The sequence below is a fragment of the Flavobacterium algoriphilum genome (assembly GCF_048158655.1).
In the GTDB taxonomy this organism is placed as follows: domain Bacteria; phylum Bacteroidota; class Bacteroidia; order Flavobacteriales; family Flavobacteriaceae; genus Flavobacterium; species Flavobacterium algoriphilum.
Genome location: NZ_JBLNKY010000001.1, coordinates 194,161 through 212,051, shown reverse-complemented (window position 1 = coordinate 212,051; position 17,891 = coordinate 194,161). Strand labels below are relative to the sequence as shown.

At 35.6% G+C, this 17,891-nt stretch carries 12 protein-coding genes; 9 read left to right on the top strand and 3 right to left on the bottom strand.

What is annotated here, in order from left to right; all coding sequences use genetic code 11:
* Positions 1-56 precede the first annotated feature (56 nt).
* Together ACM55G_RS00905 and ACM55G_RS00900 are read left to right on the top strand one after the other, a co-directional pair.
* The gene (locus ACM55G_RS00905) at positions 57-2,264 is read left to right on the top strand and encodes a TonB-dependent receptor (protein WP_416842013.1); all 2,208 of its coding nucleotides are present in this window, start codon (positions 57-59) and stop codon (positions 2,262-2,264) included.
* A 541-nt stretch (positions 2,265-2,805) separates the two neighbouring features.
* Positions 2,806-4,917 (top strand): prolyl oligopeptidase family serine peptidase, encoded by a 2,112-nt coding sequence (locus ACM55G_RS00900; protein WP_416842012.1) that lies wholly within the window; start codon positions 2,806-2,808, stop codon positions 4,915-4,917.
* 24 nt (positions 4,918-4,941) lie between these two features.
* On the opposite strand, the gene ACM55G_RS00895 is transcribed toward ACM55G_RS00900, so the two are convergent.
* A complete protein-coding gene (locus ACM55G_RS00895) occupies positions 4,942-5,079 on the bottom strand; it encodes a hypothetical protein (protein ID WP_416842011.1) in 138 nt (45 codons plus the stop codon).
* Positions 5,080-5,266: 187 nt separating this feature from the next.
* On the opposite strand from ACM55G_RS00895, the gene ACM55G_RS00890 reads away from it, so the two are divergent.
* Positions 5,267-5,662, top strand: coding sequence for a (deoxy)nucleoside triphosphate pyrophosphohydrolase (locus ACM55G_RS00890; protein WP_416842010.1), 396 nt, complete (start codon positions 5,267-5,269; stop codon positions 5,660-5,662).
* Positions 5,659-8,799 (top strand): DEAD/DEAH box helicase, encoded by a 3,141-nt coding sequence (locus ACM55G_RS00885; RefSeq protein WP_416842009.1) that lies wholly within the window; start codon positions 5,659-5,661, stop codon positions 8,797-8,799. The genes ACM55G_RS00890 and ACM55G_RS00885 overlap by 4 nt, the downstream gene beginning before the upstream one ends.
* An 18-nt stretch (positions 8,800-8,817) precedes the next feature.
* Here ACM55G_RS00885 and ACM55G_RS00880 read toward each other — a convergent pair whose 3' ends face one another.
* The gene (locus ACM55G_RS00880) at positions 8,818-10,383 is read right to left on the bottom strand and encodes a glycerol-3-phosphate dehydrogenase/oxidase (RefSeq protein ID WP_416842008.1); all 1,566 of its coding nucleotides are present in this window, start codon (positions 10,381-10,383) and stop codon (positions 8,818-8,820) included.
* A 241-nt stretch (positions 10,384-10,624) separates the two neighbouring features.
* Here ACM55G_RS00880 and ACM55G_RS00875 point away from each other — a divergent pair, with 241 nt between their 5' ends.
* Complete coding sequence (locus ACM55G_RS00875; RefSeq protein WP_416842007.1) at positions 10,625-10,939, top strand: HPF/RaiA family ribosome-associated protein; 315 nt, start codon at positions 10,625-10,627, stop codon at positions 10,937-10,939.
* 103 nt (positions 10,940-11,042) lie between these two features.
* Here the strand turns inward: ACM55G_RS00875 and ACM55G_RS00870 are convergent, their stop codons facing one another.
* A complete protein-coding gene (locus ACM55G_RS00870; RefSeq protein ID WP_416842006.1) occupies positions 11,043-12,617 on the bottom strand; it encodes a L,D-transpeptidase family protein in 1,575 nt (524 codons plus the stop codon).
* Between the two features lie 238 nt (positions 12,618-12,855).
* On the opposite strand from ACM55G_RS00870, the gene ACM55G_RS00865 reads away from it, so the two are divergent.
* The 4 genes from ACM55G_RS00865 to ACM55G_RS00850 all read left to right on the top strand — a co-directional run bounded on the left by ACM55G_RS00865 (position 12,856) and on the right by ACM55G_RS00850 (position 17,657).
* Positions 12,856-13,014: a hypothetical protein gene (locus ACM55G_RS00865; protein WP_416842005.1), complete on the top strand. Its 159-nt coding sequence runs from the start codon at positions 12,856-12,858 to the stop codon at positions 13,012-13,014.
* 88 nt (positions 13,015-13,102) lie between these two features.
* Positions 13,103-13,231 carry a nuclear transport factor 2 family protein gene (locus tag ACM55G_RS00860; protein WP_416842004.1) on the top strand — a complete coding sequence of 43 codons (129 nt, stop codon included), beginning with the start codon at positions 13,103-13,105 and terminating at the stop codon, positions 13,229-13,231.
* A gap of 271 nt (positions 13,232-13,502) precedes the next feature.
* On the top strand, positions 13,503-14,930 hold the full coding sequence (locus tag ACM55G_RS00855) for an ammonium transporter (protein WP_416842003.1): 1,428 nt from the start codon (positions 13,503-13,505) through the stop codon (positions 14,928-14,930).
* 357 nt (positions 14,931-15,287) lie between these two features.
* Positions 15,288-17,657 (top strand): AsmA family protein, encoded by a 2,370-nt coding sequence (locus tag ACM55G_RS00850; RefSeq protein ID WP_416842002.1) that lies wholly within the window; start codon positions 15,288-15,290, stop codon positions 17,655-17,657.
* Positions 17,658-17,891: the final 234 nt, after the last annotated feature.

The following is a 17,891-nucleotide window of genomic DNA, read 5'->3' as shown; positions in this document are numbered from 1 at the left end:
TCTCGGCTCCCTCTCCTATGGAGAGGGCCGGGGAGAGGAACAATACCTCATTTTCAATGAAAAAATTTATTATAGCCCTATTCTTGGGGTTTTCAGCAATGCTTCATGCGCAAAATACCCTTTCGGGAATCGTAATCGATAGGAATAACCAACCCATAAAAGGCGTTTCGGTGTATGTCGCAGAATTACACAACGGAACCGCAACAAACGAAAATGGGAAATATACGTTTACCAATCTGCCTAATGGAAACTTAAAACTGACTTTTACATTCGTAGGATTTGGAACACAAAATAAAACCATAGCCAGTTTGCAAAAAGAAAACATACTCGATGTAATCCTTGAAGAAACGATATTCCAAATGGATGAAGTGATTGTTTCCACCGCGTTCAATAAAATACAATCTCAAAACGTGATGAAAGTGGAACACCAAACCATGAAAGAATTGCAGCGAAAAGGAACTGTCACGTTAATCGAAGGATTGGCAACGATTCCGGGAGTTTCGCAGGTTTCTACAGGAACTTCCATTGGGAAACCCGTAATTCGTGGATTGAGCGGTAATCGGGTTTTGGTCTATTCACAAGGCGTTCGAATCGAAAATCAGCAGTTTGGCGACGAGCACGGTTTGGGACTAAACGATTCGGGATTAGAAAGTGTTGAGGTTATCAAAGGACCGGCTTCGTTGTTGTACGGTTCAGATGCTTTGGGTGGCGTTCTGTATTTTAATCCCGAAAAATTTGCCGAAACCAATACATTCAAAGCTAATTTTAGTCAAAAATTATTCTCGAATACGCTGGGAAGTAATTCTTCTTTGGGACTGAAAACATCAACTGATAATTGGAAATTTCTCGCTCGTGGAAGTTATAATACACATTCCGATTATAAAATTGCCAATGGCGAGCGAGTAACGAATACCCGTTACAATGAAACCGATTTCAAAACAGGAATTGGGTATAGCAATGCCAAATTCTCCAGTGTGTTGCGTTACAATTACAACAAGCTGGATTTAGGAATCCCGGAAGATGGCATTGCAGAACAAACGAGCAGTAAGGAAACAGGATTTCCAAGACAAGGCGTTTTTAATCATTTGCTGAGTTTAAACAATGTTTTCTTTTTCCAAAAATCGAAACTGGATGTTGATTTGGGTTATGTTGCCAATGACCGAAGCGAGTTCGTAGACAGCAATGTCGCTGGTTTGCACATGAAACTTAAAACATTCAATTACGATGCGAAATATCATTTACCAACAATAGGTAAAGTGGAATCAATTTTTGGAATCCAGGGCATGCACCAAACCAACACGAATTCTGGGGAAGAATATTTGATTCCGGATGCTACTAGCAATGATTTTGGTGTTTTTGGAACCGCTAATTATGAATGGAAAACCAATGTGTTGCAAGCCGGATTGCGTTTCGATAACAGACAAATTACCACGATAGAACATGGGATTGCCGGTTCCGAAGGCTATTTTAAAGCCATTGATAAATCATTCGACAGTTTCAATGCCTCCTTAGGTTACAAAACTAATCTTGCCGATGATTGGACCTTGCGATTGAATCTCGCTTCCGGATTTAGAGCACCAAACCTGGCCGAATTAACTTCCAATGGGGTTCATGAAGGAACGAATCGCTATGAAGTAGGAAACAGCGATTTGAAAACGGAACAAAACGTACAAAGCGATCTAAATTTGGAATATAAAAACAGCCATTTTGAGTTTTTTGTCAATGGATTTTACAACCACATCAACAATTACATCTACACTTCGCCAACAGGAGCAGTGATTGATAATAATGCTGTTTTCGACTACATTCAGAATAATGCCAAGTTGTACGGAGGCGAAATAGGGCTTCATTTTCACCCGCATCCTTTGGATTGGTTGCATTACGAAACCAGTTTTGAAACTGTAACCGGGAAGAAAGAAAATGGCGATTTCCTGCCTTTGGTTCCTGCAAATAATTGGAATAACACCATTAGAACCGAATTCAATATCAAAAACTGGCTCGAAGATGGTTTTGCCACTATGAACCTTTCCACGACTTTCAATCAAAATAACGTGAGTGGTTTTGAGACCAAATCCAATGGCTATTCTTTGGTGAATCTGGGTTTTGGAGGAAAAGTAAAACTGGGAAAAACGTTTTTTGATCTCAGCCTGAACGCGAATAATTTACTAGACAAAAGATACATCGCGCACCTTTCCCGCTTGAAAACGGATGGAATTCCTAACATAGGGAGAAACGTGGTTTTGGGCGTGAATTTTAATTTGTAATTCATTTGCTTTGCCAAAAAAACTAAAACGCTATTCTAAAAGGTAGCGTTTTTGGTTTTTACTTAAATAAACTTATCTCTCTTACATGGTTTGTTTTTTCAACATATAAGAGATATGAGTCCATTTAAGAATTGATTTTATTATTTTAATTATCTCTACACTGCGGACATAATTGACTTTAACTTAAATGAGCTTATATTTCTTACATGGTTTGTATTTTTCAACATATAAGGGATATAAGTCCATATAAGAATTGAATTTGAAATTCGTTTTGAATTAGTGTCATTCGTAACAAGCTATTTTAAAGGTAACGCTATTTGAAAGAGTGACGTTTTTTGCTTTAACTTTATTTCTTATATGGTTTGTGTTTTTCAATAGATAAGTATTGATTTTAATTTGCGACATTCACTGAACAGTAATAAAAACGGCATTCGTGCGACTAATTCTTTTTAAGAATTCCTTTGTGCTGTTTTGAAAGAGTTACTTATATCCGGAACAGGAACTATTTGTCTATTTTTGTAATGATTTAATTCAGAATTTAATGAAAAATACTTTTTTAATAATGGCAGTTTCAACCACAATAGCATCCTTTGGACAAAACCAAAATCCTATAAAATATCCAGTAACCCATAAAGGGGAAACAGTCGATGTATATTTTGATACCAAAGTTGCCGATCCATACCGTTGGCTCGAAGACGACAAATCAGCTGAAACCGGTGCTTGGGTGAAAGCCCAAAACGAAGTGACGTACGGTTATTTATCCAAAATTCCATTTCGCGATGCGTTAAAAACAAGAATGGAAAAGCTGTGGAATTATGAGAAAATAGGCGCGCCTTTTATCGAAGGGAATTATACCTATTACTACAAAAATAACGGCTTGCAAAACCAATCGGTGTTGTACAGAAAAGACGCCAAAGGAACCGAAACAGTTTTCCTGGATCCCAATACTTTTTCTAAAGAGGGAACCACATCGCTTGGCGGACTGGATTTCTCCAAAGACGGTTCGAAAGTGGCGTATGCCATTTCAGAAGGCGGAAGCGACTGGAGAAAAGTTATTATCATGGATGCCATCACCCAAAAAATTATAGAAGACACGATAGTTGATGTGAAATTCAGCGGTGTGTCTTGGAGAGGAAACGAAGGATTCTATTATTCCAGTTATGACAAACCAAAAGGAAGCGAATTATCGGCAAAAACGGACCAACACAAACTGTATTTCCACAAGTTGGGAACGCCGCAAAAAGAAGACAAAGTGATTTTTGGTGCAGACCAAAAACGACGCTATGTTGGAGGAAGTGTTACCGAGGACGATCATTATTTGATCATCACGGCATCAACTTCGACCTATGGGAACGAATTGTATATCCAGGATTTGACCAAGCCCAAAAGCCCTATTGTGACCCTTGTGGATAATTTCAAGAGCGACAACAACATTATTGATAACGAAGGCACGACATTATTCATAGAAACCGACTGGAATGCGCCCAACAAACGCATTGTCACCGTGGATTTCAAAAACCCGAAACCGGAAAACTGGAAAGATTTCATTCCCGAAACCGAGAATGTTTTGGCACCAACAACTGGCGGTGGTTATTTCTTTGCCAATTACATGAAAGATGCCGTTTCGGTGGTGAAACAATACGATTATTCCGGAAAACTGGTTCGTGAAATTCAATTGCCGGGTGTAGGAACTGCCGGTGGTTTTGGCGGAAAGAAAAAAGAAAAAACATTCTATTATTCGTTCACAAATTACATCACTCCGGGTTCTATCTTCTCATTTGAACCAAAATCAGGAACTTCTGCGGTGTATCAAAAACCAAAAGTAGATTTCAACAACGAGGAATACGAGTCCAAACAAGTGTTTTACACGTCCAAAGACGGAACCAAAATCCCGATGCTGATCACCCATAAAATAGGATTGAAACTGGACGGTAAAAACCCAACGATGCTGTATGGTTACGGAGGATTCAACGTGAGCTTGACGCCAAGTTTCAGTATTGCCAATGCCGTTTGGATGGAAAATGGAGGCATTTTGGCCGTGCCCAATTTACGTGGCGGTGGCGAATACGGGAAAAAATGGCACGATGCGGGAACCAAAATGCAAAAACAAAATGTCTTTGATGATTTCATCGCCGCTGCCGAATATCTGATTGCCAAAAACTATACGTCTTCACCATTTCTTGCCATTCGTGGCGGGTCAAACGGCGGATTGCTCGTGGGCGCCACGATGAACCAGCGTCCGGACCTGATGAAAGTCGCTTTGCCGGCCGTAGGCGTGATGGACATGTTGCGCTACCACACCTTTACCTCTGGCGCGGGCTGGGCGTATGATTACGGAACCGCGCAAGACAGCAAGGAAATGTTTGACTATATCAAGGGCTATTCTCCCGTACACAACATAAAAAAAGGGATTCAATATCCGGCCACGATGGTCACCACGGGCGATCACGATGATAGAGTAGTGCCGGCGCACAGTTTTAAATTTGCTGCCGAATTACAGCAAAAACAAACCGGAACAAACCCAGCCCTTATCCGAATTGACATCAATGCAGGACACGGCGCAGGAAAATCCGTGGCGGCAACCATTCAGGAAAATGTCGATATTCAGGCATTTACGTTGTACAATATGGGCATAACGGAATTGAAAAAGTAGCGATCATTAGGGCTTGTCCCGGATTTATCCTGAATTTATTTCAGGATTTATTTCAGAAGCTATTTCCTGCTGTACGCTATATCTTTTCCTTGCTAAAGAAGCAAGAAAAAGGATGCCGCTTCCATCAGGGCTATGGCGTTGGATTCCCCAGACGATTGTCATTCCGTTCCAGTTTGTCATTCCGACGAAGGAGGAATCTCATCCCGATAAACACACAAGAAGTTCAAAAAACGCTATTCGAAAGAGTAGCGTTTTTTCTTGTGAGTCAAATTTTATTTTAGAAATAGTGATGTAAAAACTGACTATCTTTCGTGTAAATTAAACAGTACTCTTTATAATTACTCACAAAATGTCAAACATTATAAACGTCACTTGTGCTATTATCGTGATTGAAAATAAAATTCTAGTTACTCAACGTAGTGAAAAAATGAAATTACCTTTAAAATGGGAATTTCCAGGAGGTAAGTTAGAAGAAAATGAGACTGAAATAGATTGCATTAAAAGAGAAATCAAAGAGGAGATAAACATAGATATTGAAGTTGTAAAAAAACTTTCTAGTAGTGTTTTTGATTATGGAAATTTTAAAATTAATTTAATTCCTTTTATGGCGAAACATATTCTTGGTGAGATTAAATTAACAGAACACAAAGATTACAAATTGTTGCAAAAAACAGAATTGTTAAATCTTGACTGGGCGGAAGCAGATTTGCCAATTGTTGAAGAATTTTTAAAACTTGAATTATGAACCAAGGATTGTATGAAGAATTAGTTACAAAACTAGTAAACTTCAAATTAAACGAATTAGATAAAGATACTTTTCAAGTAAAGAAAACTTCAATAGACAAAGCAGAAGCAGCTCAGTTGCTATCGCAACATATCGGTAAAACAATCAGACACGCTTTTACTTTGATTAAAGGAGATGACGCTGTAGAAACACAAATAGAAATAGCTAACAAGATCATTTTATTTCTAAAAGAAGAATTGAAGAAGGAAGAGTTTGAAGATGATTTAATAGAAACGGAAGGTAAAATTCTGAAAGCTGTTTTTACAAAAGTGGATGCTCATTTCACCGATTTGGATTTGCATTTAAAAGAAATTACTCCTTATACAAGATTAATTCACAGTGAACTTTTCACAGGTGGAAATTCAGGGACAACTCTTGAAAGCGAATTGAGAAAAGAGATTTTATCCTCAGATAGAATTGATTTATTAGTTTCTTTTATCAAATGGAAAGGAATTAGAATTTTAGAGCGTGAACTTAGAGAGTTTACTAGTCGAGGCGGAAAATTAAGAGTAATTACAACTACTTACATTGGAGCAACAGATGCTAAAGCGGTAGATTTTTTAGCCTCTTTAGAAAATACAGAAGTAAAAGTTTCATATAATACAGGTAATGAAAGATTACATGCAAAAGCTTATTTGTTTCAAAGAAATACAGGTTTTCATACGGCATACATAGGTTCTTCTAATTTTTCGCGTTCTGCTTTAACCGACGGTTTAGAATGGAATTTAAAAGTGACTACTAAAGAAGTGGGTCATATTATTGATAAATTTAAGAAAACATTTGAGGCATACTGGCAAAATACAGAATTTGAATTATTTGATAAAAATATTCATTCTGTAAAATTAGTCGAAGCTTTAAAACAAGGAAAGTTTTCAAAAGAATACACATTTACAACAGCTTATTTTGATATAAAACCCTTTCATTATCAAAATGAAATACTTGAAAAATTAGAAGTTGAAAGATCGGTTCATAATAGATATAGAAATCTTTTAGTTGCTGCTACAGGAACTGGAAAAACAGTTATTTCTGCATTTGATTATAAAATTTTTAGAAGTAATAATAAATCATCAAAATTACTTTTTGTGGCTCATAGAAAGGAAATTTTACAACAAGCAAAAGCCACTTTCCAAGGGGTTTTAAAAGATAATAATTTTGGGGATTTGTGGGTTGATGGATTAGAACCAACATCAAATGAATATCTTTTCGTTTCTGTGCAAACTTTAAATAGTAGATTGAAAGATTTGAGACTTTCACCTGATTATTTTGACTTTATTATTTTAGATGAAGCCCATCATGGACCTGCTTCTAGTTATAGACCGTTTCTAAATTACTTTAAACCAAAAATACTTTTAGGATTAACTGCAACTCCTGAAAGAATGGATAATGAAAATATATTAGAAGATTTCTGTAATCGTATAGCTGCTGAAATTAGACTTCCAGAAGCATTAAATAAAAAATTATTAAGTCCTTTTCAGTACTTCGGGATAACGGACAGCATTGATTTAACTAGTGTAAAATGGGAGAAAGGAAAATATGTAGCGAGTGAATTGACAAGTTTGTATACTAAAAATGACATACGAGTTGGAGAGATAATTCACAACCTTGATAAGTATACAAATGATATAAACGATGTTCGTGCAATTGGATTTTGTGTAACAATTGAGCATGCCAATTTTATGGCTGAAAAATTCAATTTAGCTGGTTTAAAAGCGGAATGTTTGACGGCGAAAAACGCAAGCGAGCGAGATAGAATTAGAGAACAATTCAAGAAAAAAGAATTCAATTATTTATTCGTAGTTGACATCTTTAATGAAGGCGTAGATATTCCTGAAATTGATACGGTTTTGTTTTTAAGGCCAACAGAAAGTTTAACTGTTTTTCTTCAACAATTAGGACGTGGGTTGCGTTTGTCAGAAGGAAAAGATTGTTTGACAGTTTTAGATTTTGTTGGTAATTCAAGACCTGAATATGATTTTGAAAGTAAGTTTAGAGCGTTAATTGGAAAAACAACAACTTCGGTTCAAAAAGAAATAGAAGATGATTTTCCACATTTGCCATTGGGATGTTCCATTGTTTTAGAGAAAAGAACAAAAGAAACAATTCTTGAAAATATTAGAAAGGCGACTTCATTAAATGTAAATAAACTAATAACTAAAATAATAAATTTTCAACATCAAACCGCTTTACCTCTAACATTAAATAATTTTATAGAGTTAAACCATATTTCAATTGAAACTATTTACAAAAAAGATAGTTGGTCAAGATTATGTCAAAGAGCTGGAGTAATTGAAGATTTTGAATTTGTAAATGAAAAGCAAATATATTCAGCTATTAGTAATAAATGGATATCAACCAATTCTACTAGCTATTTCAATTTTATTTTGAAGATAGCAAAACTAGGTTTTAATATTAAAGTCAAGGATTTTGATGAAAATCAAAAGACCATGTTGTTGATGTTGCATTATGATGTATGGCAGAACGCAGGAGGATTCGATTCTTTAGAAAAAAGTATAATCCAAATAGGAAAAAATAAAATTCTCGCTAATGAAATTATAGAAGTTTTAGAGATATTGATTGATAAAATTGGTTTTAAAGAAATTAACATTGATTTACCATATAATCAGCCTTTAAAATTACATGCTCGTTATACAAGAGATCAAATCTTAGCAGCTTTTGGCTTGAGTACTTTTGAAAAAAAATCATCTAATAGAGAAGGTGCTGCCGAAAATAAAAGTTTAAATACAGAAATACTTTTCATTAATTTAATTAAGTCAGAGGATAACTTTTCACCAACAACTATGTATGATGATTATGCAATAAGCGAAACATTATTTCACTGGCAATCGCATAATGCCTATGGACCAGAAACAACTAAAGGGGTGTCATATATAAATCATCATGAAAACAATAAAAAAATATTACTTTTTGTGAGAGAAAAAGGAAAAGACGAAAATGGAAACACACTTGGTTATGTTTTTATTGGAGAAGGAATTTTTAAAGATACAGAAGGTTCAAAACCTATGAGTATTAAATGGGAACTTAGTGAGCCAATGCCAAATTATCTTTGGAAAGAATCTGCTAAAATGTCCATTGGATAATGTGTAAGTAGATGATATTTACTCCAACCAATACCCTTTTGCCAAAACCTCAAAATCTTTGATTTGTTCCTGTATCCAAGAATCCGGTTTTTCTCTTTCGGTGGCGATGAGTTGTGCGGTTTCGGGAGCCATCAGCAAGGCTGTTCGGGCATCCAGAAAAAGAATTCGGAGTCTTCGTGCAAGTACATCCTCGACATTACGTGCCATTTCATGGCGTACGGCCCAGATGACTTCGGCTTTTATAAAAGGATAAGCGGGATGCAGTTTTTCGGCCCATTTTGGATTTTCGAGCGCTAATTCCCGTATTCCCTCCGCATCCGATCCATACTGATGCAGCGGATCTTTAAGGTCTTGGTTTTGGGTGTAGCCATGTATTTTAAATTCTTTGGTGATGCATTTGCTTGGTCTTAAGTTTCCTTTTTTTATAACACGGTCCAGTGTGTCTTCGGCCATGCGTCTGTAGGTGGTCCATTTGCCGCCTATGATGGAGATTAATCCGCTTTTGGATACAATTATTTTATGGCCTCTTGAGATTTCTTTGGTTTTTTGATGCTTCTTTTGTGGTCTGGCCAAAGGGCGTAAACCGCTGAATACCGATAAGACATCGGCTCTGGTCACGGTCTTAACAAGGTATTGGTTGAGTGTGCTTAATATAAAATCGACTTCTTTTTTTAGTGCCCGAGGTTCCAGACTTTCCAAGTCTACAACGGTATCTGTTGTTCCTACCACTACTTTATTGTACCACGGAATGGCAAACAATACCCTTCCATCACTGGTTTTAGGAATCATCAGGGCATAATCGGTTGGGAGAAAGGATTGGTCTAAAACGAGATGCGTCCCTTGACTGGCCAGTATCATGGTTTTTTTTTCCACGTCATCCATACGAAGAATGGCATCGGCAAAAACGCCGGTGGCATTGATTACCGTTTTGGTTTTTAGGGAATATAATTTTCCTGTTTCTAAATCAATGGCCTGCACTTGATTTATTTTTCCATTTTCATCTTTTCCTAAACCGGTTACTTGCATATAATTGAGTAGATGTGCCCCATTTTCGACACTGGTTTGCGCCAGGTTTATCCCCAAACGGGCATCGTCAAATTGTCCGTCGTGGTATAGTGTCCCGTTTTTCAGGTGCTTTGACTTAATCCCGGGTAAGTATTCTTGAACCTGCTGTGCATTGATAAAAGCCGAATTGCCCAAACTCAATCGGCCTGCCATCAAATCATATATTTTTAAGCCTAAAGTGAAAAAGTAACCTCCAAAAATACTGAAAGAGGGTATTATAAAAGATTGATTTTGGGTGAGATGCGGGGCGTTTTTAAAGAGCAATCCCCGCTCGTGCAACGCTTCAAGTACTAATCGGATATTGCCCTGGGCTAAATACCGCACGCCTCCATGGACTAGTTTCGTGCTTCGGCTGGAAGTTCCTTTGGTGAAATCGGATTGTTCCATTAATAGCGTTTTATATCCTCTTAACACGGCGTCTAATGCAATACCTAGTCCCGTAGCACCACCGCCAATGATGATGATATCCCAGGTGATGTTGTTTTGGTTGAGAAAATCAATACTCGTGTCTCTGTTCATAAAAGGAATTGAATGGTAGGATGAATATAGGAAAAAAGATTTTAATTCTAAAGATAAAAGTAGATACCATAGCGCGTAAGGAAAGCAATACCAATTGCCCAACCAATCCATAACTAAATTACGATTCGATTACTTATTTTAATTCTGGATGATTATTATTTATCACAAAATTTTACTAATTCACTCGGTTTTTCATATAACAATCGGTAAGTTTGAGAAACAATCATAAATAAATAATGCTATGACAATACAAATCAACACAGACAATAATGTAGAAGGACACGCCCGTTTGAAATCGTATATTTCTGACGAATTGGGAACAGCTTTGGCCCGTTTTGAAGAAAAAGTAACCCGTTTAGAAGTGCATCTTGGAGACGAGAACAATGAGAAGTCAGGTGGTAATGACAAGCGTTGTTTAATTGAAGCACGTCCTGTAAATATGCAGCCAGTAGCGGTAACGAATCATGCCGATACTATCGAAAAAGCATTTCAAGGAGCGTTAGATAAAATCAAAAAAGTGTTGGAAACGACTTTCGAAAAACAAAAATCGTATTAAATAGTTGCCTTTGCGCAAACATCTATATAACTAAAATGACACAATCTTTAAATAAGAAAGTGTCATTTTTTTTGTTTGTAATTATTTAGAAACCAACTAAAGGTTATTTATCAAACAGCAATTGGGCTAATGTCTCATCTCTGTTGTATACGTCTTCATAGAAATGGATAATGCCTTCGGCATCCACCCAAGCGGTAAAATAACCAATGTAAACCGGGATTTTGTTTTTGAGTGTGTACCAATATTCTTCCCCGCTGTTCATGGCAGTTTCAATTCTTTCAGGATTCCAGTTTTTGTCATTTTTCATAATAGCATAGGCCAATTCTTTTGGTTTGGCCACACGAATGCATCCGTGACTAAAAGCGCGGTCTTCTTGACCGAATAGACTTTTTGACGGCGTATCATGCAAATAAATAGCATTCGAATTCGGGAACAAAAACTTCACTAATCCTAATGAATTCTCAGGACCTGGTTTTTGTCTTACATAATTGTCTTTCCACTCCATGTCATGTTCTTCCAGATAATTAGGGTTTTCCTCAATCGCAGGAAGGATTTCCCGCTTTAAAATACTGGCGGGTACATTCCAATACGGTCTGAAAACAATATATTTCATTGGCGCACTAAAAATAACTGTTTTGTGCATGGCTTTTCCCACAACTACTTTAGAACGTAGCGCGGGTTTTCCATCTCTAAAAAAGGTTAACTCATACGCAGGGATATTAACTACAATTAATTCTTTGGATTTGGTAATGTCATTCGAAATCCATCGGCAGCGTTCCATATTGACCATGATGGTTTTGATACGGTCCGCAACAGATACATTCATATATTTGATGTGTTCCGGCAAAATTGTCTTGTTGATAGTATTGCCACTTCTTTTTTTGAATTTCAAAATCCCAGTAGCTAATTCGGAATCATATTCTGGACTTTTTGAATCTTGGGATAAATCGTTAGTGATAAATAAACGGTTTCTGATTTGTGCAATTGCAGCAGCACTGTCTCCTGGCTTGTATGATTTGACCGATGGATCCAAAGCGATAGTTTTCCATCCACCCTTTTTTTGAATTTCACGGTATTCATGCAATACATCTTTTAATAGGTAATATTGTTTTAATACACCTTTTTCATCCTTATTGATTAAGGAAGGATTGATTAAAAGCGAATCTAAGTAACTAACATAAGATTGCTTTTTTCGAGGTAAATACCATCCAATTTCTTTGATTTTTTTGGTGTCGATTCCATCATACACTTTTTTAGTATAAAAAAAGTACAATGCAGAACTCAACAGTTCGATATCAAGATTTGCTTTTTGAATATCTTCAGGATTGTCATAAATTGCGTCTAATTTTTCTTTGTAAGGAATAACGGTTTGAACTCCTTCTTGACTCAAATTATTAACTTTATTGTATAATACACCTGCAAATTCATTTAGCCCATCTTTGTCAAACCAGATGTAATGAAATCGATGTTTGCGATATAATTTTTCTACATCAGTTTGGTAATTTTTTAATTTTGGATATTTCCCAAAAAAAGTTTTTACTTGGATGCTGTCAAAAGGTTTGTCTACTGATACGCTGGTGTTTTTGATAGCATCTTTATCTTTTTTCTTTTTACAGGAAACGGTGGTACATACTATTGTAAAAACAATAATTAGTATTGGTAAAAATAACTTTCTCATAGGTTAAATTTTGATGCGTAATAATTCATTTAAGGCAATGTAAAAATACGTCAAATTGAACTCTTTACTACCTGTTGTGAAAAGCTGCCTTTTTTGGGGTTTAAATCCTATTTTTACTTTTTGAGGTATAAATAAAATAAAAAATATAGTTAAGTGTTTGTTTATCAATATTTTAAACATTAAATTTATTTTCAATTCAACATTTTATTTTAGATAATTTTCTAAAAATCCAAAAATTATGAAAAAAATAATACCATTTTATTTAAGTATTTTACTGCTTTTGGCCTTTACTTCAATGGATCAAGAAATTGATAAAGAGCAAGAAAGAATCAGTAATACACTTGATGCTTGGCATAAATCTTCCGCCGAAGCCAACTACAATTCGTATTTTAATTGAATGAAGAAATGGAATAAAACTGCCTTCAAAGTTTTGGTAACGGCATATTTATTTTGATAAAATCGGGAAAACGGCTTGGTTTGATGACTTGTTGAATTCCCAAATTAAAATTTGCGGTGGTTCGGGAGTGCTGGTAAAAACAGGGAAGGAGTGGAAAATAAAACACTATGTTTTGTCAATGGCTTTTCCTAACGATACTATTCCTGAGTCAAAATAAAAGTACCCATAGAAGAGGCGCTCGTAAAGAACCTTCAAAATAAGTAGTAATTATATTCCATTTTTAATTTATCTGAAGAATTCATTAAAATTTATTCTTTAATAAATAGCCAATATTGCAGTCGTTAAATTACATAAACCTAAAAAATTGCCTTTAAAATTATTAATTCGGCGATAATCGTTTGGCAAGCCCCTATTTTAAATTGTTTTATGGTCCAAAATTAATTTTTTTTTAACTTTGCCCCCTAATAAAATGGGGTTAAGTAAATAAAATGAAAATAGAAAAACGCTGGATCATATCCTTTGTCATTATAAGTTTAGTTTGTATCACTGGAATGTTGTGGCCAGCAGTAACTACAACTGATGTTGTTCTTTCACAATTTGGAACTATCGATCAAATTATTCCTGCCGATGTTGCGTGGATGCTAACTTCCTGTTGTCTAGTGTTAATAATGACCCCAGGATTGTCTTTTTTTTATGGCGGAATGGTAGGGAAAAAAAATGTGATTTCAACCATGTTGCAAAGTTTTGTTTGTTTGGGTGTAGTCACGTTATTATGGGTTGTAGTTGGTTTTAGTTTAGCTTTTGGAGAACCATTAGGAATCCATATTGGTTCTGGTTTTTATAGTTTTGTGGGTGATCCCACTTCGTTCACCTTTATGGATTATGTTGGTGTGTTGCCTCATAAAAAAATAGCAAGTACCGTTCCCTTTATGTTGTTTGCTTTATTTCAAATGAAATTTGCTGTTATTGCTCCTGCAATTATCACAGGGTCTTTTGCGGAACGCGTTCGTTTTATATCCTATTTGCTTTTTATCTGTTTATTTACATTGTTCATATATGCGCCTTTGTGTCATTCGGTTTGGTATCCTACGGGAATTTTGGGCTCTTATTTTGGGGTTAAAGATTTTGCAGGAGGAACTGTAGTACACATGAGTGCCGGGTTTGCCGCATTGGCGGGTGTTATTGTTTTAGGAAAAAGAAAGAACAGCAGACATGTTCCTACTAATATTCCTTTTGTTTTATTGGGAACCGGAATGCTTTGGTTTGGTTGGATTGGCTTTAATGCAGGTTCCTCTTTGGAGGCCAATGGAGTTGCTGCGATGGCTTTTGCTACGACTACAACTGCATCGGCAGCAGCAATGCTAACTTGGATTTTCTTCGATCGAATAAACGGTAGAAAAGTATCGGCACTAGGAGCTTGTATTGGGGCAGTAGTGGGGCTAGTTTCTATTACACCGGCGGCTGGTTTCGTATCCGTTCCAGAAAGTATGTTCTTTGGCTTTATCGCCGCCCTTGTTTCAAATTGGGTTGTTAATGCTAAATTTTTAAAAGGAATTGATGATACGTTAGATGTTTTTGCCTGCCACGGTGTGGGCGGAATTATGGGAATGATTCTGACGGCAATTTTTGCGCACGGTGAAGATGCCAGCTTACTTCATGGTGGATGGAATGTTTTTGGACATCACATGATGGCATTGGTTCTTGTTTCGATTTATACTTTTTTTGGTGCTTTTCTTTTATTTAAAATCACCAATAGAATTATTCCAATGCGCGTCTCTGAAGAAGCTGAAATTATGGGATTAGACCTGTCGCAGCATGACGAAACACTATTTCCTATTGAGTGTTCCGATGTTTTTGAAGATGACTACGATACTATTTTTGTTACCCAAAAGCATTTAGAAAAACGGACGATTTAGGAAACGGAGGTTCGTTTTTTTAGTTTGCCAATACTGATTTTTAACTTTTCAAAGGAGTACTGAATCTAGTTCTTTTGTAAAGGTCAAACGCATTAAAATAACTTTAAGTTTTAATAACAATAAATTTTGACTGTTGGGAACAGATTTAAATCAAATTCTATGGTTTTATAGGGTTCAATTTTTAATGCGCTTAACGTGGTTTTTGTACTAATAGTTTCATAAAAGATTATTTTTAGATTATCTTTATTTTAATTGATAACTAAAATGAGATGAGTCAGTTTTGGGGAAACATACGGTATTTTAAAACCACAAACTTTAGAAAAATAATCAAAAAAGTTGGTTATTTCTTTTTAGCTAGTGTTGCTTTTTTTTTTATTGTGTTCCGGAGTTTTTGCGATTTATTTTGACAACAATAAAACGGAAATCGTTGCCCAAATTAATACCCAAATTAACGAAAATATAAAGGGAACAATTCATATTGGGGATATTAGATACAAGTTGTTAACGGGTTTTCCCAATGTCACTTTGGCCTTGAGCCAAGTGGAATTAAAAGATAGTCTGTGGGCCATCCACAAACGTACGTTGCTAAAAGCAGCACAAATTGAAATTCGTCTGAGTCTTTGGAGTTTAATGGCAAACGAGATCAATATAGATAAAATCGAAATTAAGGAAGCTACGCTGTATTTGTTTAAGGGTAAAAATGGAATTGGCAACACTGATATTTTCAGATCCAAACCAAAAGTTGCGAAACCAAAAAGTTCCACCACATCGACTATTGATGAAATAGTATTAAATCAAGTCCGTTTCGTGTCAGAAAATCAGCTGGGCAATAAACGATTTGATTTTGATGTTATTTTTTTTAAAAGTAAAATAAAACACGATAACTACAATTGGCATACTGAGCTTTATCTTAAAACGCTAGCCAAAAGTATGGCTTTCAATACAAAAAGAGGAAGTTTTATTAAAGATAAAATAGTGAAAGGTATTTTAGTAGTTGACTTTTTCAACGAAAAAAACCAAATTAGTGTTGCTACTCAGGATCTCGAAATTGGGAAAAATTCTTTTGTTATCAACGGTCATTTTAATTTGTCTAAAAATAAATCACCTTTCACTATTGCTATTAAAACTGACATTTTATGGCAAGATGCTTCAAGTTTAATGAGTGAGAATATCAGTTCCAGAATCAAACGATTTAATTTGAAAAACCCGATACAAGTAGGTTGCACGATTATAGGGGACATGAATTCCACTGGGGATCCTGAAATCGTCGTGAAAACTAAAACTAAAGATAATGAACTTCAAATACCGGACGGACTGCTTTCTAATTGTAGTTTTGATGCCAGCTTTATTAACAATTATAAAAAAGGAGAAGGCTGCAATGATGTCAATTCCACGATTACACTAACGAACTTTTCAGGTACTTATAAAACGATTCCTTTTACAATTCCAATTGGAACCATATCAAATTTTGAAAAAACGACTGCAGCCGGAAGTTTTAAATCTGATTTTGATGTTCCCCGATTGAACGCAATAGTTAATAAAGATTTCATGCGTTTTTCCGGCGGCCAAGCCAAAGTGAACTTGCAGTATAAATTTGATATTGTCAATTTAGAAATACAAAAACCAATGTTTACCGGAAATGTTTCCATTAAAAATGCTACAGTAAATTATGGACCTCGGAATGTAACTTTTCAAAAAACAGACATTCAACTTGATTTTACCGAGAAAGCGTTGTTGATCAAAAAGATTAAGTTCAAAAACCGCAAGAATACGGTTTTTATGGAAGGAAACGTAAACAACTTCCTTCCTTTATATTATGATAATCCAGAAAAAATGGTAGTTAACTGGGATATATATTGTCCTTTTCTGGATGTTAAACAGTTTCTGGGAATTATTACACGTTCCCGTCAAAAAGCGGTAAAAAAGAAAAATAAAACGGATGATTTTTCTAATAAACTGTCTTCAGTTATTGATAAATGCCAAGTGGTCCTGAATTTAAAAGCCGATAAAATGGTGTATAGTAAATTGGAAGCAACTAAGGCTAAGGTTACAGTTGTATTGGTCAATAATAAATTAACCGTAAAAAATGGATGGGTACAAAGCTCTGGAGGAACAATTGCTTTTGATGGACAATTGGTGCCAAAAGACAATCTTTTCTTCTTAGAATCCGATGTAAAAATTGACCGGGTGAATATTACACAATTTTTGACTTCATTGAATAATTTTGGGATTCAATCCTTTCAACCAAAAAACATTAAAGGATATCTTTCTGCTTCGGCTTCAGTTAAAGGCACGCTGCTTTCCGGAGGTCAATTAAAGACAAATTCTCTTGCGGGCGTGGCCAAATTTGATGTAAATAAAGGCGTTTTAGTCGACTTCGAACCAATAAAAAAAATAGGCAACCTTGCGTTCCCTTTCAGAGATGTCAACAATATCGTGTTTAGTGATTTATCCGGAGATTTTAGGATAGATGGAGATTTAGTCAATGTCAATAATCTAAAAGTAAGTTCCAGTGTTTTGAACTTGGATATAAAAGGCGTGTATTCCTTTAACAGAGGCACAAAATTAGCATTGACAATTCCGCTGAGAAACCCAAAAAGAGATGAAAACATTACGGATAAAATAGAAATTGCCGATCGCCGAAATAAAGGAATTGTTCTTTATTTATTGGCTGTTGATGAAGATGGGAAGGTAAAAATCAAATGGAATAAAAACCATGAAAAATAAGCGTTTATAAAAGATGCGTTGCTGTATTTATTTGGAATCAGCAGCAATCAATAGTTCAGCCAAGGGTAGGACGTAAATGTCATTATAAGAACTAATTTCCCCGAATCGTTTATTCAACTCGTGAAATAATCAATGTGAACCGGGATTTTCTTTATCGGAATAAGGGGTCTCATTTCTATTAGGGTTAAACGGAGGCATGTGAAAAGCCAAATAAAATAATTGTGATTGAAAAAA